This window comes from Enterobacter cloacae complex sp. 2022EL-00981, from assembly GCF_028737495.1.
Lineage (GTDB): Bacteria > Pseudomonadota > Gammaproteobacteria > Enterobacterales > Enterobacteriaceae > Enterobacter > Enterobacter cloacae.
In genome coordinates this window covers 18,975-36,800 of record NZ_JAQZRK010000012.1, presented here as the reverse complement: position 1 = coordinate 36,800, position 17,826 = coordinate 18,975, and the positions used below count along the sequence as shown (strand labels likewise).

The 17,826-nt window shown below is 51.6% G+C and carries 33 protein-coding genes and 1 pseudogene; 15 read left to right on the top strand and 19 right to left on the bottom strand.

What is annotated here, in order from left to right; genetic code table 11:
* Positions 1-273 precede the first annotated feature (273 nt).
* The 18 genes from PUZ33_RS12345 to PUZ33_RS12260 form a co-directional block, all read right to left on the bottom strand.
* Complete coding sequence (locus tag PUZ33_RS12345; protein WP_032634769.1) at positions 274-774, bottom strand: antiterminator Q family protein; 501 nt, start codon at positions 772-774, stop codon at positions 274-276.
* Positions 774-890 carry a hypothetical protein gene (locus PUZ33_RS12340; RefSeq protein ID WP_094058356.1) on the bottom strand — a complete coding sequence of 39 codons (117 nt, stop codon included), beginning with the start codon at positions 888-890 and terminating at the stop codon, positions 774-776. Before PUZ33_RS12340 ends, PUZ33_RS12345 begins: the two co-directional genes overlap by 1 nt.
* Positions 887-1,270 (bottom strand): hypothetical protein, encoded by a 384-nt coding sequence (locus tag PUZ33_RS12335; RefSeq protein WP_252107705.1) that lies wholly within the window; start codon positions 1,268-1,270, stop codon positions 887-889. Before PUZ33_RS12335 ends, PUZ33_RS12340 begins: the two co-directional genes overlap by 4 nt.
* Entirely contained in the window at positions 1,267-1,908 is a 642-nt protein-coding gene (locus tag PUZ33_RS12330; protein WP_252107707.1) for a recombination protein NinG, read from the bottom strand. Before PUZ33_RS12330 ends, PUZ33_RS12335 begins: the two co-directional genes overlap by 4 nt.
* Positions 1,901-2,071, bottom strand: coding sequence for a NinE family protein (locus PUZ33_RS12325; protein ID WP_252107709.1), 171 nt, complete (start codon positions 2,069-2,071; stop codon positions 1,901-1,903). Before PUZ33_RS12325 ends, PUZ33_RS12330 begins: the two co-directional genes overlap by 8 nt.
* Positions 2,071-2,526, bottom strand: a complete 456-nt coding sequence (locus PUZ33_RS12320; RefSeq protein WP_252107711.1) for a YbcN family protein — start codon at positions 2,524-2,526, stop codon at positions 2,071-2,073. Before PUZ33_RS12320 ends, PUZ33_RS12325 begins: the two co-directional genes overlap by 1 nt.
* Before the next feature lie 180 nt (positions 2,527-2,706).
* Positions 2,707-2,940, bottom strand: coding sequence for a hypothetical protein (locus PUZ33_RS12315; RefSeq protein ID WP_003859826.1), 234 nt, complete (start codon positions 2,938-2,940; stop codon positions 2,707-2,709).
* Between the two features lie 8 nt (positions 2,941-2,948).
* Positions 2,949-3,203, bottom strand: a complete 255-nt coding sequence (locus tag PUZ33_RS12310; protein ID WP_252107713.1) for a DNA polymerase III subunit theta — start codon at positions 3,201-3,203, stop codon at positions 2,949-2,951.
* Entirely contained in the window at positions 3,203-3,385 is a 183-nt protein-coding gene (locus PUZ33_RS12305; RefSeq protein ID WP_006808975.1) for a hypothetical protein, read from the bottom strand. Before PUZ33_RS12305 ends, PUZ33_RS12310 begins: the two co-directional genes overlap by 1 nt.
* A 33-nt stretch (positions 3,386-3,418) precedes the next feature.
* Positions 3,419-3,946 carry a hypothetical protein gene (locus tag PUZ33_RS12300; protein WP_252107715.1) on the bottom strand — a complete coding sequence of 176 codons (528 nt, stop codon included), beginning with the start codon at positions 3,944-3,946 and terminating at the stop codon, positions 3,419-3,421.
* A complete protein-coding gene (locus PUZ33_RS12295) occupies positions 3,943-4,356 on the bottom strand; it encodes an ead/Ea22-like family protein (RefSeq protein ID WP_252107716.1) in 414 nt (137 codons plus the stop codon). The genes PUZ33_RS12300 and PUZ33_RS12295 overlap by 4 nt, the downstream gene beginning before the upstream one ends.
* Positions 4,353-4,613 (bottom strand): DUF4752 family protein, encoded by a 261-nt coding sequence (locus PUZ33_RS12290; protein WP_252107717.1) that lies wholly within the window; start codon positions 4,611-4,613, stop codon positions 4,353-4,355. Before PUZ33_RS12290 ends, PUZ33_RS12295 begins: the two co-directional genes overlap by 4 nt.
* Complete coding sequence (locus PUZ33_RS12285; RefSeq protein WP_252107718.1) at positions 4,610-5,068, bottom strand: hypothetical protein; 459 nt, start codon at positions 5,066-5,068, stop codon at positions 4,610-4,612. Before PUZ33_RS12285 ends, PUZ33_RS12290 begins: the two co-directional genes overlap by 4 nt.
* Positions 5,065-5,364: a hypothetical protein gene (locus tag PUZ33_RS12280; protein WP_023303590.1), complete on the bottom strand. Its 300-nt coding sequence runs from the start codon at positions 5,362-5,364 to the stop codon at positions 5,065-5,067. The genes PUZ33_RS12285 and PUZ33_RS12280 overlap by 4 nt, the downstream gene beginning before the upstream one ends.
* Positions 5,361-6,233: an ATP-binding protein gene (locus PUZ33_RS12275; protein WP_252107719.1), complete on the bottom strand. Its 873-nt coding sequence runs from the start codon at positions 6,231-6,233 to the stop codon at positions 5,361-5,363. Before PUZ33_RS12275 ends, PUZ33_RS12280 begins: the two co-directional genes overlap by 4 nt.
* Positions 6,218-7,087, bottom strand: a complete 870-nt coding sequence (locus PUZ33_RS12270; RefSeq protein WP_048218150.1) for a replication protein — start codon at positions 7,085-7,087, stop codon at positions 6,218-6,220. Before PUZ33_RS12270 ends, PUZ33_RS12275 begins: the two co-directional genes overlap by 16 nt.
* A gap of 85 nt (positions 7,088-7,172) precedes the next feature.
* Positions 7,173-7,715, bottom strand: a complete 543-nt coding sequence (locus tag PUZ33_RS12265) for a toxin YdaT family protein (protein WP_252107720.1) — start codon at positions 7,713-7,715, stop codon at positions 7,173-7,175.
* Positions 7,716-7,745: 30 nt separating this feature from the next.
* The gene (locus PUZ33_RS12260; RefSeq protein WP_006809779.1) at positions 7,746-7,961 is read right to left on the bottom strand and encodes a helix-turn-helix domain-containing protein; all 216 of its coding nucleotides are present in this window, start codon (positions 7,959-7,961) and stop codon (positions 7,746-7,748) included.
* A 103-nt stretch (positions 7,962-8,064) separates the two neighbouring features.
* Here PUZ33_RS12260 and PUZ33_RS12255 point away from each other — a divergent pair, with 103 nt between their 5' ends.
* The 3 genes from PUZ33_RS12255 to PUZ33_RS12245 all read left to right on the top strand — a co-directional run bounded on the left by PUZ33_RS12255 (position 8,065) and on the right by PUZ33_RS12245 (position 10,357).
* Complete coding sequence (locus tag PUZ33_RS12255; RefSeq protein WP_006809780.1) at positions 8,065-8,706, top strand: LexA family protein; 642 nt, start codon at positions 8,065-8,067, stop codon at positions 8,704-8,706.
* A gap of 557 nt (positions 8,707-9,263) precedes the next feature.
* Positions 9,264-9,881: a type II toxin-antitoxin system MqsA family antitoxin gene (locus PUZ33_RS12250; RefSeq protein WP_006809781.1), complete on the top strand. Its 618-nt coding sequence runs from the start codon at positions 9,264-9,266 to the stop codon at positions 9,879-9,881.
* Positions 9,878-10,357 (top strand): hypothetical protein, encoded by a 480-nt coding sequence (locus PUZ33_RS12245; protein ID WP_006809782.1) that lies wholly within the window; start codon positions 9,878-9,880, stop codon positions 10,355-10,357. The genes PUZ33_RS12250 and PUZ33_RS12245 overlap by 4 nt, the downstream gene beginning before the upstream one ends.
* Before the next feature lie 202 nt (positions 10,358-10,559).
* Here PUZ33_RS12245 and PUZ33_RS12240 read toward each other — a convergent pair whose 3' ends face one another.
* Entirely contained in the window at positions 10,560-10,757 is a 198-nt protein-coding gene (locus PUZ33_RS12240; protein ID WP_006809783.1) for a hypothetical protein, read from the bottom strand.
* A gap of 409 nt (positions 10,758-11,166) precedes the next feature.
* Here PUZ33_RS12240 and PUZ33_RS12235 point away from each other — a divergent pair, with 409 nt between their 5' ends.
* The 12 genes and pseudogenes from PUZ33_RS12235 to PUZ33_RS12185 all read left to right on the top strand — a co-directional run bounded on the left by PUZ33_RS12235 (position 11,167) and on the right by PUZ33_RS12185 (position 17,752).
* The gene (locus PUZ33_RS12235) at positions 11,167-11,364 is read left to right on the top strand and encodes a hypothetical protein (protein ID WP_025760144.1); all 198 of its coding nucleotides are present in this window, start codon (positions 11,167-11,169) and stop codon (positions 11,362-11,364) included.
* Positions 11,361-11,522, top strand: coding sequence for a hypothetical protein (locus PUZ33_RS12230; RefSeq protein ID WP_252107740.1), 162 nt, complete (start codon positions 11,361-11,363; stop codon positions 11,520-11,522). The genes PUZ33_RS12235 and PUZ33_RS12230 overlap by 4 nt, the downstream gene beginning before the upstream one ends.
* Positions 11,519-11,728, top strand: a complete 210-nt coding sequence (locus PUZ33_RS12225; RefSeq protein ID WP_023313993.1) for a hypothetical protein — start codon at positions 11,519-11,521, stop codon at positions 11,726-11,728. The genes PUZ33_RS12230 and PUZ33_RS12225 overlap by 4 nt, the downstream gene beginning before the upstream one ends.
* A 10-nt stretch (positions 11,729-11,738) precedes the next feature.
* Complete coding sequence (locus PUZ33_RS12220) at positions 11,739-12,575, top strand: hypothetical protein (protein WP_252107721.1); 837 nt, start codon at positions 11,739-11,741, stop codon at positions 12,573-12,575.
* 106 nt (positions 12,576-12,681) lie between these two features.
* The gene (gene gamL, locus PUZ33_RS12215; protein WP_062932850.1) at positions 12,682-12,966 is read left to right on the top strand and encodes a host nuclease inhibitor GamL; all 285 of its coding nucleotides are present in this window, start codon (positions 12,682-12,684) and stop codon (positions 12,964-12,966) included.
* Between the two features lie 18 nt (positions 12,967-12,984).
* The gene (gene bet, locus PUZ33_RS12210; RefSeq protein ID WP_252107723.1) at positions 12,985-13,830 is read left to right on the top strand and encodes a phage recombination protein Bet; all 846 of its coding nucleotides are present in this window, start codon (positions 12,985-12,987) and stop codon (positions 13,828-13,830) included.
* Positions 13,827-14,507, top strand: a complete 681-nt coding sequence (locus PUZ33_RS12205; protein WP_252107724.1) for a lambda exonuclease family protein — start codon at positions 13,827-13,829, stop codon at positions 14,505-14,507. The genes bet and PUZ33_RS12205 overlap by 4 nt, the downstream gene beginning before the upstream one ends.
* 2 nt (positions 14,508-14,509) lie before the next feature.
* Positions 14,510-14,971 carry a hypothetical protein gene (locus tag PUZ33_RS12200; protein WP_252107742.1) on the top strand — a complete coding sequence of 154 codons (462 nt, stop codon included), beginning with the start codon at positions 14,510-14,512 and terminating at the stop codon, positions 14,969-14,971.
* Positions 14,968-16,383 (top strand): annotated as a pseudogene (gene dcm / locus PUZ33_RS12195) (DNA (cytosine-5-)-methyltransferase); the annotation flags it as partial. The gene PUZ33_RS12200 and the pseudogene dcm, both read left to right, overlap by 4 nt.
* Positions 16,372-16,974 (top strand): phage N-6-adenine-methyltransferase, encoded by a 603-nt coding sequence (locus PUZ33_RS25150; protein ID WP_337995330.1) that lies wholly within the window; start codon positions 16,372-16,374, stop codon positions 16,972-16,974. The pseudogene dcm and the gene PUZ33_RS25150, both read left to right, overlap by 12 nt.
* Positions 16,971-17,189, top strand: coding sequence for a hypothetical protein (locus PUZ33_RS12190; RefSeq protein WP_097290175.1), 219 nt, complete (start codon positions 16,971-16,973; stop codon positions 17,187-17,189). The genes PUZ33_RS25150 and PUZ33_RS12190 overlap by 4 nt, the downstream gene beginning before the upstream one ends.
* Positions 17,186-17,752 (top strand): hypothetical protein, encoded by a 567-nt coding sequence (locus PUZ33_RS12185; protein WP_252107728.1) that lies wholly within the window; start codon positions 17,186-17,188, stop codon positions 17,750-17,752. Before PUZ33_RS12190 ends, PUZ33_RS12185 begins: the two co-directional genes overlap by 4 nt.
* The last annotated feature ends 74 nt before the right edge of the window (positions 17,753-17,826 follow it).

Below are 17,826 nucleotides of genomic sequence, written 5' to 3'. Positions count from 1 at the left end.
TTGCGGGTGCTGTTCGTGTAGTGGGAAAGGCCGTCAGACACGATAGCTACGTGGCATCTGGAATTGATTGTCTGCGGCCTGAATAAAAAACCCGGCGACAGGCCGGGAAGATGAGGGTAAGGCAATGTCGGCTCTCTGGCCGAAGGGTCCCAGGTAGTGGGTTCTGTGTGCGGCGTACCGCAAATAAAAAAGCCCCGCACGATGGCGAGGCTTGGCATTCATTCATGTCACACACAACAACGGCAACATATACGATTTATTCTGCTCATTTGTTCATTGAAAAGCAAGCGCGTTATGAGGATTTTTTGCAATTTTCCTCACATTTTCGCGATCGTTAAACGCATTTTGAAGCGGTTGGTATAAACAGAACAATGAAGCATTGATGATTTGCTTCACCTCTCTACGGATTGTCGAGATGCTTGGGTGTTTGTACTGATTGCCGCCACGCGTCTTCATAAGGCGAGGCTTACTTACTGCATGCTGCCATGATGCAATTCGGATCTCGCTGGAGTTGCAGACGTAGTAGGCGAAGATAACCCGCCAGGCATTTTCATCCACATTCTTCAGGTAGTGGCGAATGACAGCATCAATGAGCATTCCGTCATCATCACTACATACCGGCCGTGATGCTTGCTGGGCCTCGACGGTAGCCATGAATCTGGCAATCATGTTGATCATCGCTTTATCAATCTTGCCGGTCTGGCACCATGCGCCCCACAACTGGAGCCACTGGTCTACCCATTGATGCTGGTCGTTGGTTAATTCCAGTTTCATTATGCGGCTTCCTTCTGTGGCTGGTTGGTTTTGGTCTGGCTGTGCTTTGCTACTGGCGGCATGCTGGCGCGCTTAACGCTTTCTGCCTGGTACCGGATAATCTGGTCACGTGTCATTCATCCACCCTCTCGTTCTGCCAGAGAGGAAGTGGTGACTTATCCCCGGCGCGGCGAATGCGTGACTTGGCGTTCTTCTCAATCTGAATGAGCTTCTCGATATTCTGACGGCGCTGCTTTTCTTCCCGGCGGAGATATTTCACGCTTTCCGAGTAGCGAGACTCCTGGTCGCAAAGTGTCATCAGGTAGTCGAATGGATCGATTAGCGTTTCGCATTTCCGGCAGCGTAGCGTTCGCTCTTTTCCGTTTATCGATACAGCAGAGTGCAGACACATGACCTTTTGGCCTTCGCGCTGAATGACCAGCCCATCCTGCAGGTCGTTATTCTTTGACGGGAAAGCGACAACCTTGCCCAGTTCAATTTCGGTTTCTGTGCTCATGCGGCCTCCCGCTGTTTCAGTGCTTTGAGCTTGGCGCGGTACTCATCGCGGATCCGGATGAAGTCTTCCCGGCGGTAGTTGGTCATTTCATGGGGTCCGTTGAGCCAGTCGACGTAATCCTGCCCGTAACGAGCTACCAGGCCCGCTTCGTATTGCTGCGCGACAGTCGCCTCTTTGGCGGTGTATTTACCCGCTCCGGCATTACAAGATTTGCACTGCTTATGGGCGTTGCGCTCTTCAAAGCGCAGTTCAGGGTTAGCGCCTACAGTCTTGAAGTGGCCGCAGTCCCACTGGCCGCCATGGAGATCGGGTGGGTTGGTCTCGCCGCAGCTAATGCATGGCAAATCAGCATCACGCGCACGGATGTAGGCATTGAATGCCTGCTGAGCCTGCGCTTTGTAGTAACCGGCAGGCCGTAGCTCTGCCAGGCGTTCCTTGCGGCGTTTGCGCCCGGCCTTCTCTGCCTCTTTCTGCTCCTTGATGCGCTTAGCGGCGGCTTTCACCTTCTCCTTCTCGCGTTCTTCCATTGCGAGGATTGCTCCGTGTTCCGGGCTGCACCAGCGGATCCGGACGTCGTGGAATTTCGGCACGAAGTATTCACCGCATACTTTGCACTTACGGCGGGATGGTTTACGCACGTTTCCTCCTCGCCGCGAGACGCAGCCATTTCTGATCCACCAAGCGGGCGGTGTAGTCTTTCAGTGTCGGGATATCGGACGGTTTAACCGCTGGCTTGCGCTGTAGGCGCACCGGAACGCGGAAGATTTCGTTGGTGATGACGCGGGATAGTGGAGTAGACATCACGCCTCCTGCTTATCGCGCAGCTGCTGGTACTCACAGCTTTGCGGGATGGTCAGGTGACAGCCGATATTCATTGCCCAGGCTTCGACTTTGCACAGGAAAATGTACATCTCGCCGGTTTCCAGATCGGCGGTATGGCGGAGAGATTGAACCGTGGTCACCTCTCCGGACACGACATCTACCCTGTCCTTGCTTTCGTAGCCGAGATAGGTGTGCTTCATCGCGTCTTTGACCCACTCAGGCGTAGCGAAGGTCTTGCCGCGGGCGATTAGGTAGTCGCTGATTTCCGTGTACCACATATGGCTGAGCGCGTTCTGCGACAGGCTGCGCTTCTCGCGCCACGGTTTGACTTGCAGGCGGAAGCATTGCCCGGCATCCAGCAATGGCTGAATCTGCTGGCTAATGGCCGCGAAGTTGCCGCGATGGAGTTTGATGCCGTCTACTGGCAGAGTCATACGGCCTCCTTAACGGAAACCGCAGAATGCAGAGAATCGCAGGTGCATTTCTGCATCTGTGAAAAGGTGATGTATTCAGATTGTGGTCGCATTTAATGTCCCCATCAAATGCGCAGAAGTCTTACCGCCGGGCGTTCAACTCCGACGGCAAGTTAATTATGGCTGGTTGATTATAGAAAATCAATTCAGTGGAGATGGTCCAAACTCGTTAATTGCCAGTTCTAGCGACTCGGACTCCATCTTTTCTTGATGGGCTACTAAATACTTATCACCTTGGTATTGATAGAGGGATAGAGAGTACTTCTCGCCATCAATTTCTATAGCGCTTACCTCTGGAGGAACGCGCCCAGAATAAGATCGATAATCGACAAAACTTCCAAAGTGGCCTCGAAAAACTAAAATATCATAAACCATAGTTATCCTTATTTATTGTTGGATTCAGCCATCTCAACATAACGCGGATCGGACGATTTAGGCAATCCAACGCTCTGCTCGCGATAGTGCCGCACGCGCTCCATGAAATACTCGCGCAGATGCTCTGGCTGCTCACGCGCTACCTGCTCTGCGATAACAGGCATATTTAGACGCTCTTTGTACGCCACTCCGGAGGCCGACAGGTCAACGTTAACCTTGTCGCGTTCTTCCTGCGGCTTTGCTGCAATGTTCCAGTCAGACATTAGTCAGCAGTCCTCCCTCTCTTCTTTCTGGTCTCATAAGGAGATCTAAAACCATCAACAGATTCAACCTCTCCAGCATCAAACCGTTTCGCATTTGCAATTTGTGATTTCCTCCAGAACTTTTTATGTCTTTTCATTGAAGCTTTATATTTTTCTGCTGGAGTCATTTCTTCGTTAGACATAAAACCCCCTCGGTTATTTGAGGGGATTATAGATCACTTCTGCTGCGGTGATGCTGCTATCATCCGGCGATACACATCGTAAGTTCCGAATTGTTCATCACCAGCCTCAAGCATTTCATGGGTGGGTTCTTCTGGCACCAGCACCCAACCATCCGGAATCACCGGAGAGTTGAGTTGTTCGGAATTACCGAACGACTGAAGCATGGCGGCGCGATAGACGTTCCAGCCGACAGCTTTTCCGTGTTCAAACGCGCTGTCAAAGTCATCATCCATTTCCATCGCAGCGGGCACAGATATCGGCGCTGGCGGGGCGGTGAATAGCGGGGCGATATTTCTTTCCAGGTCGGTAATTACGCTCCATACCGGAATAGATTCAACACCATGATTAGCCATATCGCGATAACTGTCTGCATAGGCCAGCACTGGATTTCGCCCCGACGCCTCCGCTTCGAGCGATGCCAGCGCGATACGCGCCAGCTCTGCAATTTCTTCGCCGAGAATAGCCCCGACATTTTCACGTCTGGATAATTCCGTCAGTCTCTCTTTGGTAATAGTGCTCATGATGCCTCTCCTTTACCGGCTGCGGCGGCGCGTTCCGCGTCCCACTTCTGCATGTATTCTTCGATATCACTCCATTCCTCACCTGAACTAGCCAACGCATCAATTACTGACTGGCGGTCACTGTGCTGTTCTTTACGCTCCAGCTCAGCAATCCGCCTGTCTTTGGCATCCATCTCATCCAGCAGAGCCAGCATTTTTTCCGGTCTAGCTGCAGCGATATATCTCATAACGTTTTCAGACTGTTTCACTCCCCCTGTGGCTCTATTCAGACAGTAGATAGCCTCTGCTCCGCCTACTGTTATATATCCCCGCCCTGGGGCGCTGAGGTCGCTGGTGTAGACGTACTCCCAGTCATTTTGTCCTGCACGTTCAGCCGCTTCCCGTAATGCGCGTTTGTCGATGTTGCTCATTGGGCGGCTCCTTCCGTGCGATACATCATTATTGTCAGATCGCCTTTAGTCGCCAGGCGCACCGTTGTTCCTGGTTCGATGCTGGACAGGTCAAACGCATCGTAAAATTCGTTTACTGCCTTCTGTCTACGAGATAGCTTTCTACGCTTATCACACTGCTTTAGCGCAATGGAGGTAAACCACTGGCCCGTTTTGAACATGATGAATAACCACCCCATCAGAGCAAGGCCAGTGTTTAGAATGTCCAGAATGCTCATGACTGCACTCCTTTGCGAAGCTGGGCGGCGAAAGCTACTGAGTCATTGGCGTTTTGTTCGAGCCAATCAACGAGCGACTCCATATCAGTTACAGCTGGGTTGTCCAAAATGCTTTCGTATACTCGCTTAGACTCCTGCGTCCGCACTTCAGCCAGGAAGGCGTCGGTGGCTGGGGTTCCGCTATGGTGCAGAGCATCGTTGATAATCATCGCAGCAACACCGGCCTGCCCTGTGTCTGTGACAGATACATGCTCAAGGGTTACAGCCATTGCGTGTTTCAGCGCCGCATTCTCCGCAGCCATCGCCGCGCATCTGGCTTCACCTTCAGCCACGCCAGCCTGGTACGCTTCGAACATGTGCTGCGTCATCTCGTACACAAAGCTTCTGTCGTCTTCCATCGCTGGCGAGCGGCCGTTGTTGTTCTTGGTAAACCACTCGATAAATTTCAGTTTCATACCCCTACTCTCCCCCAAACCATCAATACCCTTCTCATCGCCGGACTGTTGCGGCACTCCTGAAATATCCCATTGGTACAGCTTCGTGCCGTACCGGCCTGCTCTTCTGGTGTCGCCAGGCGATAAGTCACCGTTCTCCAGACCTTGCTCACCCGGACAATCTTGCGGGCCCGCTCCAGATCGATGGCGTTCTTCGTGATGCAGTTGATGGTCATGCCGCACTCTGTGGCCACATCCTTCGCGGTGAAGGTCCGGTGCGTTTCGAGATAACGCAGAATTGCCTGTTTACCTTTCATGCTGCCCCCTTGGAACGGTATGAATCCCAGGTGAATGAGAGAGTGCATCCGCCGCCGTCGCTCATGCGATCAAGAACGCGCTCGCCGATGAATGCAGCCAGTTCTTCCCGGGTCTGGTTGCTTATCAGAATGGTCGGCTTCATACGCTCATATCGGGTGTTGATGATTTCGAACATGATCAGCTTCTCGGCGTCGCTTCCGAACTGCACGCCGACCTCGTCGATAATCAGCAGATCAGGTTTCGTGAAGTAACGGATAACCTCATCCTCAGTACGGCTTGACCCCTTCGACCAGGTTGACTTGTACTCACGGGCAATTTTCAGCGCCGTGGTAAACACTGCAGAGCTCTGGTGTTCTGTGATCGCATGCCGTGCGATAGCCAGTGCCAGGTGATTCTTTCCGGTGCCTGGTTTGCCGCACATCACAAGACCGCCACCCTTCTGTAAACGCTCTGGCCAACGGCCCGCATACGCCTGGCACACCTTAAGTGCGCGTTTTGCGTCGTCGTTCACTGGCTCATAGTTCTGCAGCGTGCAGTTTTCGAAGCGCGCCGGGATGTTCAGTCCGTCCAGCAGGCGCTCGATGTTTCTTTTGCGGGCTGCTTCGTTGATGCTAATTCTTTCCGCCTGCAAGCGGCCTAACTCCTCTTTGAGGCATTCAGGGCAGCAGCTTGGGCGCGGGGGAATTTTCACGACAGAGTTTAAGAAATGCCTGGTCCTGCATTCAAAGGGGCCATGCGTTTCGCAGTTCTCGGTGCTGATAGTTAGCTCGATATCTTCATGCTGAACTGGCGGCTGGCTCAGCTCAGTAATGCGTTTCTCAAGTTGATTGATTTTTTCATCCAGCGTCATGATCAGTCCCTCGCCCATGCAGGAATTTCAGTCTGGCCATAGTCTTTGCCAGCAAAGTTCTCAGATACGCGAGACTGCGCGCGAGGCGTCTGCTTGGCGATCTTTGGCTCAAACAAACCCTGCCAGCCGTTCGCAATGCTCTGGTTGATGATTTCTTCAGGCTGGTATCCGCTGCACTTGCAACGCTCAAGCAAGTTGATGGCCTGGGTTACCGTCTGCTGAGACTTAATCGGTTTCTTCAGGTCGCGACGATAATCGACCCATGACTTCCAGACTGAAACTGACAGCCATTCAGGAAGGTCAACACCAGCCGGATCGAACGAAGCCGGTTTGGGGGATTTAGGGGGTTTATTAATATTGTCTTTATTGTCTTTTGTAATAGTGTCTTTTGTGTGTCCCCATTTTGGTGACAGGGTTGTCACTGTTTTGGTGACACTTTTTGTCACCACCGTAGGGACACTGTCACTACCATGGTGACAGTCACTACTATGGTGACATTTTGGCGCAGGCTTAGTGCCCGGAATTACCCACTCACTCAGGTTTTTGTTGGGCCCGATCAGCATGCCGTCGGACACCAAAACATTCATCGCAATGAGTTCGTTTTTGGCAGCGTTAACCTTCTGGCGAGGTAGTCTGGTCAGCTCAGAAAGTTGTGAGTCTGCTATGCGGTCCATCTTCTTGTTGAACCCATAGGTTTTGCGGCAAACAGCATGAGCTACCTTGGCCTGATTTTTGGTCAGGTTCGCGCCGATAAGCTCCTCATACAACTCGTTTGCCAGACGGGTGTACCCATCGTCTGTATCGGCCACGCGTTGCTCCTGTATTCCCGAAACTACAGCGGGAAAGTTGAGAATTTCTGCGGTGTTTGACATACTTACTCCCGTTACTTGGCGTAACACAGTGTGATAAGGGCCTTTGAAGTTACCGCTTCAAGGGCTTTTTCTTTTCTTGTGCCTCTCATATAACCCCCAGCATCGATGTAACCATCGTCATCAGTGGGCCTACATGCTCTGGCATGAGGCGGAACAGCGACGCTATACCCTCGCTTACCTCTTTCAGCTTCTGATGCTCTGGAGCGTCCAGCAGCACGGCCTGTTTAGCCTCAGCGAGTTCTTTCTCGGCTTCAGCCAGACGAGACATTTTGCAATCGGCACCGATAAGGCGAGTGCGATACTCAACAGGCAGCACGGCCATGATTGCGGGCGTCAGCTGGCGCACGTTCTCGCGGTACTGCTCGGAGTCGAAGCGATTATCCAGGAAGCGAAACAGTTTCTGGCGCGCCCGGCTGATGTCTTCCGGAAAGCTGATGGCGGTACCGCCCTGCTCCCGGTATTCGTTGATGATCAGCGCCGAAACGACGTCCTGATTGTCCAGCGCCGACGACCATGCCCGGACCGCATCGCGGATCTTTTCGTGGTCTGGCGCCGCTTTAGCTTGAGCGCGGTTTATCATCGCTCCCGGGTGGATTCCGGTATTGTGTTGATACGCAAGTGAATGCATTGCTTTCCCTTTCGTGGTTAGGGCCGCCAATCAGGCGGCATTATTTTTTGGTGGGAACAACGCATCGAGAGATGTATTGCTCCCCAGCTTATTCATCGCATCAACCAGGCGGCGGCACGAATCCAGGTCTGGTGCTCGTATGCCAGCTTCATAGTTAGCAAGGCGGGACTGGTTCCAGCCGCACGAACCTGCTAACTCTGATTGAGTGATGCCAAGCTTCTTACGTTCGTTGGCGATATTGTTCATGCTGATCCTTTCAAGAATGGTCACTCAGCATCATTAAACACAATTCGTGATTATTAATCAACACAATTCGTGTAAAGCTTTTTAACACGGCGCGTGATACAAAATGAGAATGAATAGAATCGAAGATATAGCGGGCCGCATTAAGCGACTTCGCGAAGATAAAGGGCTGTCACAAAAGGCTCTCGCAGAGCTTTGCGGGTGGGCCTCGCAGTCACGCATAGGGAATTACGAATCAGGCACCAGGAGCGTTAGCGTTGATGATGCAACTGTAATAGCTAAGGCGCTGGGGGTTGCGCCTGCCGAGCTGCTTTTTGGCGATGACTACAAAGGCCCTTACAAGCCAGGTGATAAATACCCAGTTATAAGCAAGGTGCAGGCAGGAGCATGGTGCGAAGCTGTTGAGCCGTACACCCTTAAAGATATCGACCTTTGGCTTGAATCAGATGCTCACATTCAGGGGGAGGCGTTCTGGCTGCAGGTTGATGGTGACTCAATGACGGCGCCAGCTGGCTTGAGCATTCCTGAAGGAACCTTTGTCCTCTTCGATACTGGTCGGGAGGCGATCAACGGAAGCTTGGTAATAGCAAAGCTATCCGATTCTAACGAGGCGACTTTTAAGAAGCTGGTGATCGATGGTGGGCAGAAGTACCTGAAGGGCCTTAACCCGCAATGGCCACTCGTGCCGATTAATGGTAACTGCCGGATTATTGGGGTTGCTGTAGAGACAAAGTTGCGTTTAGTTTAAATGTGCTAAATATAAAATGCACAGACTATTGATTCAAATAGTAATTTCAGAATACCGTGCAAACAATATCATACATATTTGAGACTTCTTCCTGTTGACATTTTCACCCTGGACTTACCATAATGGTAATAAAGATATGTAGTAGGTATAAGACTGGTGCGCCAAAGGAGCCCTTGAGAGATGGCGAAGAGCGCATCATTGAGGGAGGCCCGCTGTATCCTAACCTCCTGGCGGAGTTAGCAAGGTGCCAAGTAAACTCTGTTACACATAAGACAAATGATTTTTTAGCACTTCATCGTGTGGATCTGGGGGATGTTCGTACATACGTAGAACTAGCCTTAAAAGGTGGGCGATACATCAACTCACAGTGGTGCAATGGTAACGCTCCGAAAGGACTATTTGCATGTGATGCTTATGTAGTGCCTGCGCAATTGTACATACCCCACGAACGTTGCGAGTGCACAGTTATGTTATACGTAAAAGTATGCCTTTTAGACTCTGGAAACACGGTAGCAGTCATTTCATTGCATGAATCAACTGAAAACTAAGGACAAATCATGAAACGTTATTCACTCTGCCCAATATGCGGGGATGAAGGGTTGCATGAAACGAAAACCAAAATCCTCAGGGAGTTTGAGGGTTTTAAAAAAGAGGTCCCGTTCCATGCATCTGTTTGCGAATCATGTGGCTCAGAAACTCTGACAGTTCAGCAGGCAAAATTTAACAAACGCCAGATGACTGATTTTTATCGAGAAGCTGATGGATTGCTTACAGGCGGTCAGATAAAGGCAATCAGAGAGGATTTACATCTTACCCAATCTGAAGCAGCAATCATTTTTGGTGGGGGCAAAAACGCGTTTACTAAATATGAAAATGGTGACGTTACGCAATCATTTGCGCTGGATAAGCTTTTAAGAACGGCTTACTCGGTTCCCGCTGCTTTTGAGTTTCTCCGTAAAGGTTGTCCAGCCGTAACCACCGTAGAGTATACCAATCGCACTACCGAGTTAGAGATGATCAAGACTTATCTTGTTTCAAAAACTGGTCACCTTAAATACGCGAAAAGTCCTGCTGAAGATTCGGTAAAAGTCGTCATCCAGAATTATGTGTCTGAACCAACTCAGCATAATACTTGGCATATGATTGAAACGATTGCCTTAGGTAGTAAATTATGATTTTAAGAGAAGTAAAAGATGTACTGTTGAGAAAGTCTTCTCTCACTTTTGATGCTGACACAAACATTTTTATGTTAGAGGGCATGGATCTAACCCTTCACTCGAATAACCGTATTGTTAGCGTACAAGTTGCTGAAAAGTATGAAGATGAAGAGCTAACTAAGATAAGTCGATGCGCATGTCTTTTCAGGCTGCAATGTTCGATAAGAGCAACTGAAGCAGGGCAAGATCCAGAAACATCTAAAGTTCTGTTCGAAATTGAAGCTCAGCACGATGTTGTTTTTGACTCAGACTCAGTTGTAACAATCGAAGAGATAGAAAAGTTTAGCGCTGATGACATAATTAACAATGCGGCTTGGCCGTATTGGAAAGAGCATGTTACTTCGCTTTGTTCCAAAGCTGGACTCAGCCCTTTGCAGGTGCCATCAGCTCAGAAGAATGATCCAATAAAAATTACAGCCAAGCGAGAGTTGTAAACAAAACCGGCCGCGTGCCGGTTTTTTTGTGTCTGCCGATCCCCATTCGACCACCACCACCACGTCAGCGTAACCAATTGAATATTATGGGATGCTGGCATTAACGGCGTCTATTCCCCGCCAGCTGGTAAACAACCCGATCCCTCTGGTAAACGCTGTCATCCTTGGTAAACGATTTACCATTGGTGACACCGTTAACCATCTATAAGCCTTTCCGCACTATCTCAGCCGCATCCCTGTTCACGCCCTTCCCTATCACGTTTCCTGTTTCCTTCCGGTACTGCTTCAGCTTGTCGATGATGTTTTGCTGGGTCATGGGTAAATCAGCCAGTGACAATTCCATCACCGCCCGCCCCATCGCCTGAATTTTCATGCTTATACGCTCTTCATCCAGAACCATGCACATCCCTCCTGCTGTTTTTTTAAGCGTAGCACTGGTATTTAAAAAAATAAATTCCCTTTCAAATCAGCAACAACACGCTTTGTTGTCATCATTAATCACAATTCGTGTTGACCAATAAAACACAATATGTGATTATCCACCCATCGAAACGAAACATCGACAGCTGAGCGAAGTTAGCCAGCGACGAAGTGGAGATTCGGTCAGTCGAACGGCGCGACAGTAAACCATGCGTCGGACGCCCGGCGGGCTCAGGGAGAGCGGCAATGGTGCGTAATAAAGCAATCTTCATACCTCAGTCGCCTCACCGAGGCGGCTTAGTTATGACAACCGGCGGCCATCCACCGCCCATTAGCGCAGAAGTCTTGTATTAACCGTTCCGTTCGCCGCGATAAGGCCAAGAGGATTTATGAGCAAAGAACAGCCAATATCACGCCTGACTGAGCCAGAAATGGCAAAACTCGCAGTTAAGACGGTTCAGGAATTTGTTAATGCCTGCCACTGCCAAAACGAAGATGACGTTCTTCTGGCATTAAGCTTCTGGCTGAATGTGGGCATGGAAGCGGGTGAGCTTGTCCAGCATGGGCATAAGGTTGTCCTGCAATGATGACAGTCACCCACAACGGCAAGCAGTACACCGCCAAAAAGCTCAACGATAACGAGTGGCAACTGACGTCGCTATCGGCACCGCGGGAAAAACTGGTGCTGAACCGCCAACAGATGAATATCGCTGGCCTCATGAAACAGGTTGAGGTGAAGGTATGATCAATCACTACGGTACCACCCCGCTCATTCGCCAGTGCGTCACGCCAGGCATGATGGCAATGCATGAAGGTCGCACCTATCGCGTATCAGCAGTCATTCAGGAGCGAAAATGGGTGTATCTGCACACCGATGCAGAGATTATCCGCCTCAGTGACTGCGTGATTGACGTCCTTCTGGACGGTCACGGCAACCCTCTTACCCATTAAGGACTTTGTCATGGAAACTAAATTTCTTTCTGACGGCCGTAAGGTCGTTGTCGTTGGTGCGCTGAATAATCAGGAAACGATCGTCCAGGAAGTTTTTGTCACTCAACAGGGTGATGAAATCCCTGGTGGCGAGCGTTTTGTGGTAAAGAGCCTGCATGACCAGCCAGTTGAAACATGGTCGTCTCGTGAAAAAGCAAAACAAGAAAAAGCCCTTGCTGATGCAAAGTTGAAAATTGAGAAGATCAGCTCGGAAATTAGCAACCTACAGAACACATTAAGCTTCTGGAGAGAAATGGTTAAGCAGGTCAAAGCGTTCTCAGATCATATCAATGATGCTGACCTGGACCATTTCGCAGATGTAATGACCGGGCAGGTTAAATTTGCCATTCGTCGTGATTACGGTGTGCCCTCCATTGAAAAATTTGAAGATTTTATGTCTTCAATTGACAACTACTATGGACGTAAAAACTTTGAAGGTATCAAGTGCTTATCTCTTTTGGGTAGCACCAATGGAGATATCGCATTACGAGTAAATCGCTATTCAGATGGCAGTGGGGGAAGTGATACGGTTGAGTTCTACAAGACCATTGAAGAAGCCAGGCAGTGTGTTAAGCGCATTGCCATGGAAAAACTCAATGGTAACGGCCTGAGCATTGATGATGTCAAAAAGTGCCGCAATATGGGTATTGTTTTCAGCATGGATGAGTTACAAAAAATCAAAGAACGCCTCTTCTCTGCATCGGAAAAGAATCTCGCCCACTACCAGGAGAACTTCGATAAGCAAGTTGCTCAGATAAATGATGGCAAGCTGGCTATAGAGAAAATGCTTAACGAAGCAATCAACTAGCCATATACGCATTTTCAGATCCATCGGCAAATAACCCTTAACCAATTCAACTGCTGCCTGTCACCAGAGGGCGGGATCTGCACATCCAAATTTCAGGAGTTCAGCCATGAACGCATACCTCACTTACGACCGCATCGAAGATCGGCGCTGGGTTGAGCAGCAGCTCACCGACGAGAAAGAGAAGTGGGTCGACGACCGGGCGCAGCAAATCATCGACATGATGCCAAAAGAGCCGTCCGGCCTCTTCCACTTCACGATCCCGATTGACTCCAGACCATACGAAGGACTTCGCAGCGATAAAGTTGGCGAGGCCTACAACGATTTCATTTCGGCAGTTGCTTACGCCCAGGCGGAATACGACTGGGAACACCGTACCGGCTGCCCGTTTTAATTTTTGAGGGGATTAACGATGGCAAACGAATTAACAATCACGGCGGGCGCGCTGCAGGAAAAAGGCATCGACGTCGCTACCTGGAGCGCGCTGAAGAACAGTATCTACCCTGGCGCCAAAGACGAATCGGTAATGATGGCGCTCGATTACTGCCGTGCCCGCCAGTTGGATCCGTTGCTGAAGCCCGTTCACCTCGTGCCGATGAGCGTCAAAGACTCAAGAACGGGTAAAAGCGAATGGCGCGACGTGGTCATGCCGGGCATCGGGCTTTACCGCATTCAGGCGGACCGCTCCGGCGATTATGCCGGGGCCCGCGAACCAGAGTTCGGGCCAGACACGACTCAGACGCTTTCTGGTGTCGAAGTAACTTTCCCTCAATGGTGCAAATACACCGTCTACAAACGCATGCCCAGCGGCGAGATCGTCGAGTTCAGTGCCAAAGAATACTGGATTGAGAACTATGCCACCGGCGGCCGCGACACCACGGCGCCGAACGCGATGTGGAAAAAGCGCCCATACGGACAGCTGGCGAAATGCGCGGAAGCCCAGGCGTTGCGTAAGGCATGGCCTGAGATTGGACAGCAGCCTACCGCCGAAGAAATGGAAGGCAAATCACTGGACGTTGATATCCGTGACGTCACGCCGCGCAGCACCACAGAAGCGCTTCCACCAGCAGCAAGCGAAGAAACGCTTCAGGCGATCACCGATCTCTTAACGACCCTGGATAAAGACTGGGAGAAAGACTTCCTCCCACTGTGCAGCGACATCTTCAAACGGCCAATTCTTGAGGCGTCAGAGCTTACTGAAGAAGAGGCTCAGAAAGGGTTCAACTTCCTTCAGAAAAAAGCTAAGGCGGCAGCATGACACCAGAAATTATCCAGGCCCGGACCGGCATAGATGTGTCCACCGTAGAGCAAGGTGATGAAGCATGGGCCAAATTAAGGCTCGGAGTTATTACTGCCTCTGACGCTCACAACGTCATTTCCAAGCCTCGATCTGGCACCAAGTGGACAGACATGAAAATGTCCTACTTCCACACCCTACTCGCCGAGGTATGCACCGGCGTAGCGCCAGAGGTTAACGCCAAGGCGCTGGCCTGGGGCAAGCAGTACGAGGAAGACGCACGCACCCTTTTCGAGTTCACCACTGACGTGAAAGTCACGGAGTCTCCGATCCTGTTCCGTGACGAGAGCATGCGCACTGCGTGCTCCCCTGACGGCCTTTGTAGTAACGATTTCGGCCTCGAATTGAAATGCCCGTTCACATCCCGCGACTTCATGAAATTCCGCCTTGGCGGTTTCGAAGCAATCAAGTCTGCGTACATGGCCCAGGTACAGTACAGCATGTGGGTGACCGGTAAAGACGCCTGGTTCTTTGCCAACTACGACCCGCGCATGAAGCGCGAAGGTATTCACCACGTCGTCGTTGAGCGGGATCCGCAGTACATGTCCGATTTCAACGAAATGGTGCCGGAGTTCATAGAGAAGATGGACGAGGCGCTTGCAGAGATCGGATTCACGTTTGGCGAGCAATGGAGATAACAATGGGTGCCAATCACTGGCAGCCGTGGGAAAACCTGTTCCTGCATGAAGTTGCAGGACAGATGCCCATCTCATTGATTGCCGAAAAACTGGAAAGAACTGAGCGCGCCGTTTGCACACAAGCCGCTCGTCTTGATGTGAAACTCCCGGGCAATACCAACTGCAGGAAGTGGACCAAAGCAGAGCTGTTTCTGTTTGGACGATTCACTCCCGAAGAAATCGCCGCGGCAACCGGCCGCTCTATCCACTCCGTGCGCAGCAAGCGCAACTCACTTGCCCGATCGTCAGGAGGAAAAGTCATGCCTGAATGGACTACCGAAGAACTGGCGCTGCTGTGGAGACACTCAAACGCTGAGGTCGCAGAGATTACCGGCCGCAGCATTGAAGAGGTAGGAGATAAGCGGCTGCAAACCAATATTGAGCGTAATGGCTGGGATGTTAACGATCCGGAGCGTGCATCATGAAATACGGAAGCGTGTGCAGCGGCATCGAGGCTGCCAGCAAAGCGTGGGAACCTCTCGGATGGAAACCTGCCTGGTTCTCTGAAATCGAACCATTCCCCTCAGCTGTCCTCGCCAATCACTGGCCGGAAGTAACAAACCTCGGCGACATGACAAAAATCGCCGATGCGGTGTGCACTGGTGAAGTAGAAGCGCCTGATGTTCTGGTCGGCGGTACGCCTTGCCAGGCATTCAGCATCGCCGGTTTACGTGAAGGCCTGTCTGATGACCGCGGGCAGTTAACCCTCTCTTACGTGGAAATAGCCAATGCAATCGACGCAAAGCGCCGCGAACGCGGTGAGCCAGAAGCAATCATCGTCTGGGAAAACGTCCCCGGCGTGCTCAGCAGCAAAGACAATGCCTTCGGGTGCTTTCTGGCAGGACTTGCCGGAGAAAGCAGTGAATTGCAGCCAGCAGGGGGAAAATGGACGCACGCAGGTTGTGTGTCTGGACCAGAAAGGGTTATTGCCTGGCGCGTCCTTGATGCTCAATTTTTCGGAGTGGCCCAACGACGCCGCCGTGTGTTCGTTGTCGCAAGTGCTCGAAAAGGATTCGATCCCGCAGCGGTACTTTTTGAGCTCGACAGCGTGCGCCGGGATTCTGCGCCGCGCCGAGAAACGCAAAAGGCTGTTGCCGCCCTTACTGCACGAGGCGTTGGAACGTGTGGCGCTGACGACAATCAGGCACAAGCAGGACACCTGATAGCTGAGTGCGCTAATGGTGACGTTAGCCACACATTAAAGGGTGAAGGGTTTGATGGCAGTGAGGACGGAACCGGGAGAGGTGTCCCAGTTGTGGCTTTCGGCGGCGGAAATACCAGTGGAAACATCGATGTTGCTACGGCATGTACCGCGCATGGAGTCAGAATGGATTTCGATACCGAGACTTTCGCAGTGCACGGTACGCAGGATCCTGACACCAACCGAGAGCTAGCACACACTCTTGGACGAAACAACGGGCAAGAAAACGCCTGCATTGCATTTAGCTACAAAGATAATGGCGCTGATGCAACGCCGGATCTGTCTCCAACGATTCGCGCAGGCAACCACGATAAAAGCCATGCTAACAGCGGCCAACCTCCAGCTATTGCTTATGCATTCAAGGCAGGACAGGGTGCGAAAGCGGGTGGCATTGGTTATGCGGAAGAGCAATCACCGACATTAACCAGCGCCAGCAGCGGAACCAATCTTTCACCAGCGGCAATGCATGGCGTGGCAGTTCGACGGCTTACGCCGATTGAGTGCGAGCGGCTTCAGGGCTTTCCTGACGATCACACCAAGATCAGCTGGCGCGGAAAGGATGCTGCTGAATGCCCGGACGGGCCACGCTACAAAGCGATCGGCAACAGTATGGCGGTACCGGTAATGCGATGGATTGGTGAGCGCATCGCCGCCGCGCTGCCAGCCGAGAAGTTGAAGGGTGATTATGGTGGAAGTAAAACCCCGCTCGACCAGCGAGACCTCTGGCGCACTCCACCAGCCCTCTTCGCTTCCCTTGATGCTGAGTTTTGCTTCCAGTTGGATGCCGCCGCCGCGCCGCATAACGCGCTGTGCAGGAAGTTCATCACAGCCGAGCAGAACACGCTGGAAACGCCATGGTCTGATTACCTGAGCATTCCTGGCTACGTCTGGCTTAACCCGCCATACAGCGATATCACGCCGTTCGTTAGGAAGGCTGCCGCCGAGAGCTCCAATCAGATCGGTACGGTCATGCTGGTACCGGCAGACACATCGGTTGGCTGGTTCAAGGAAGCTATTCAGACCGCCAGCGAGGTTCGCTTCATCACCGCCGGGCGGCTGGCATTTATCAACCCGGTCACCGGTAAGCCAGTCAGCGGAAATAATAAAGGCAGCATGCTCATTATCTGGCGACCGTATCCGCGTACACACTGCCACTTCGCAACTGTGGACCGGGACGAGTTGATGGCTTTCGGGGCGAAACTTCTCGCCCGCCGGGAGGCCGCATGACGCCAGCAAATGAAAACGCCGTCCGCGCCGCCTGCCGCCGCTGCACCGAGGAAATACAGCAGGCCATGCGCAAGAAGCCAAAGCCAAACTGGAACGAAACGGTGCCTCCCATCATCAACAAGCATCACAAGAAAATTGAAGCTCTGGGAGTTAGCCTCCTGGAGTTCGTCGTATACACAGGCCGGCTTAATCGCCGCTTCGGAGTTGATTCATGAGCAATTCGATAGCAGACGGAGCGAAATTAACTCCGGAGACATTCGCAGATTTCATTGAGCGCTTGAGGTATCACCATCGCGGCGATGGTGTTAATCGTCACGCCACCGCCGATCCGATTTTCATGGTTCAGAAGCAGGCAACCATTTATGGCCTGGCAGAAGAGTACGGCGAATCGAAGATAGTCCATTTCGAAGAATGCGAATGGGACAGCCCTCAAGAGTATTGGGACGATCTGGATGAACAGCAGCAGGAAGAGTTAAACGCCTTCTGCATTGACCAATGCGACACAGCCTTTACGGATCTCGATGAAGACGCTCAGTGGGAAGTACTGGCGGACCTTGACGGACACACTGTCTGCGGTACACGTAAAGAGTGGCAGAACATCAACGCTCATTTTACCCGTGAAGCAGCGGAGGCTTTCATTCGCCGCAAACAGCATGATTATCCTCCTCTACGGGTCTACGTCGAGAGCATGTACTTCGGCTGGGAGTATCAGGAAATCGTCCGCGCTCTATGCGACGGAAGACTGATGCTAGCCGAAAAAAATGGCGGTGCAGCATGAAGGCACTAATCACCAGGTCGCTAAGTCGGCCTTTTTTATTGCTGGCGTTCACCTTCAACCGAATTAACCGACAG

Excerpts from the sequence above, each read along its gene's own strand:
- PUZ33_RS12315 (WP_003859826.1), bottom strand. The coding sequence starts at position 2,940 with ATGGTTTATGATATTTTAGTTTTTCGAGGCCACTTTGGAAGTTTTGTC.
- PUZ33_RS12190 (WP_097290175.1), top strand. The coding sequence starts at position 16,971 with ATGACGCCAGCAAATGAAAACGCCGTCCGCGCCGCCTGCCGCCGCTGC.
- PUZ33_RS12295 (WP_252107716.1), bottom strand. The coding sequence starts at position 4,356 with ATGAGCAACATCGACAAACGCGCATTACGGGAAGCGGCTGAACGTGCA.
- PUZ33_RS12325 (WP_252107709.1), bottom strand. The coding sequence starts at position 2,071 with ATGTCTACTCCACTATCCCGCGTCATCACCAACGAAATCTTCCGCGTT.
- PUZ33_RS12200 (WP_252107742.1), top strand. The coding sequence starts at position 14,510 with ATGGGTGCCAATCACTGGCAGCCGTGGGAAAACCTGTTCCTGCATGAA.
- PUZ33_RS12270 (WP_048218150.1), bottom strand. The coding sequence starts at position 7,087 with ATGTCAAACACCGCAGAAATTCTCAACTTTCCCGCTGTAGTTTCGGGA.
- PUZ33_RS12245 (WP_006809782.1), top strand. The coding sequence starts at position 9,878 with ATGATTTTAAGAGAAGTAAAAGATGTACTGTTGAGAAAGTCTTCTCTC.
- PUZ33_RS12240 (WP_006809783.1), bottom strand. The coding sequence starts at position 10,757 with ATGGTTCTGGATGAAGAGCGTATAAGCATGAAAATTCAGGCGATGGGG.
- PUZ33_RS12310 (WP_252107713.1), bottom strand. The coding sequence starts at position 3,203 with ATGTCTGACTGGAACATTGCAGCAAAGCCGCAGGAAGAACGCGACAAG.
- PUZ33_RS12320 (WP_252107711.1), bottom strand. The coding sequence starts at position 2,526 with ATGACTCTGCCAGTAGACGGCATCAAACTCCATCGCGGCAACTTCGCG.
- gamL (WP_062932850.1), top strand. The coding sequence starts at position 12,682 with ATGAACGCATACCTCACTTACGACCGCATCGAAGATCGGCGCTGGGTT.
- PUZ33_RS12340 (WP_094058356.1), bottom strand. The coding sequence starts at position 890 with ATGACACGTGACCAGATTATCCGGTACCAGGCAGAAAGCGTTAAGCGC.
- PUZ33_RS12185 (WP_252107728.1), top strand. The coding sequence starts at position 17,186 with ATGAGCAATTCGATAGCAGACGGAGCGAAATTAACTCCGGAGACATTC.
- PUZ33_RS12260 (WP_006809779.1), bottom strand. The coding sequence starts at position 7,961 with ATGAACAATATCGCCAACGAACGTAAGAAGCTTGGCATCACTCAATCA.
- PUZ33_RS12205 (WP_252107724.1), top strand. The coding sequence starts at position 13,827 with ATGACACCAGAAATTATCCAGGCCCGGACCGGCATAGATGTGTCCACC.
- PUZ33_RS12235 (WP_025760144.1), top strand. The coding sequence starts at position 11,167 with ATGAGCAAAGAACAGCCAATATCACGCCTGACTGAGCCAGAAATGGCA.
- PUZ33_RS12300 (WP_252107715.1), bottom strand. The coding sequence starts at position 3,946 with ATGAGCACTATTACCAAAGAGAGACTGACGGAATTATCCAGACGTGAA.
- PUZ33_RS12335 (WP_252107705.1), bottom strand. The coding sequence starts at position 1,270 with ATGAGCACAGAAACCGAAATTGAACTGGGCAAGGTTGTCGCTTTCCCG.
- PUZ33_RS12225 (WP_023313993.1), top strand. The coding sequence starts at position 11,519 with ATGATCAATCACTACGGTACCACCCCGCTCATTCGCCAGTGCGTCACG.
- PUZ33_RS12255 (WP_006809780.1), top strand. The coding sequence starts at position 8,065 with ATGAGAATGAATAGAATCGAAGATATAGCGGGCCGCATTAAGCGACTT.
- PUZ33_RS12250 (WP_006809781.1), top strand. The coding sequence starts at position 9,264 with ATGAAACGTTATTCACTCTGCCCAATATGCGGGGATGAAGGGTTGCAT.
- PUZ33_RS12220 (WP_252107721.1), top strand. The coding sequence starts at position 11,739 with ATGGAAACTAAATTTCTTTCTGACGGCCGTAAGGTCGTTGTCGTTGGT.
- PUZ33_RS12230 (WP_252107740.1), top strand. The coding sequence starts at position 11,361 with ATGATGACAGTCACCCACAACGGCAAGCAGTACACCGCCAAAAAGCTC.
- PUZ33_RS12265 (WP_252107720.1), bottom strand. The coding sequence starts at position 7,715 with ATGCATTCACTTGCGTATCAACACAATACCGGAATCCACCCGGGAGCG.
- PUZ33_RS12345 (WP_032634769.1), bottom strand. The coding sequence starts at position 774 with ATGAAACTGGAATTAACCAACGACCAGCATCAATGGGTAGACCAGTGG.
- PUZ33_RS25150 (WP_337995330.1), top strand. The coding sequence starts at position 16,372 with ATGCGATGGATTGGTGAGCGCATCGCCGCCGCGCTGCCAGCCGAGAAG.
- PUZ33_RS12280 (WP_023303590.1), bottom strand. The coding sequence starts at position 5,364 with ATGAAAGGTAAACAGGCAATTCTGCGTTATCTCGAAACGCACCGGACC.
- PUZ33_RS12275 (WP_252107719.1), bottom strand. The coding sequence starts at position 6,233 with ATGGGCGAGGGACTGATCATGACGCTGGATGAAAAAATCAATCAACTT.
- PUZ33_RS12305 (WP_006808975.1), bottom strand. The coding sequence starts at position 3,385 with ATGTCTAACGAAGAAATGACTCCAGCAGAAAAATATAAAGCTTCAATG.
- PUZ33_RS12290 (WP_252107717.1), bottom strand. The coding sequence starts at position 4,613 with ATGAGCATTCTGGACATTCTAAACACTGGCCTTGCTCTGATGGGGTGG.
- bet (WP_252107723.1), top strand. The coding sequence starts at position 12,985 with ATGGCAAACGAATTAACAATCACGGCGGGCGCGCTGCAGGAAAAAGGC.
- PUZ33_RS12285 (WP_252107718.1), bottom strand. The coding sequence starts at position 5,068 with ATGAAACTGAAATTTATCGAGTGGTTTACCAAGAACAACAACGGCCGC.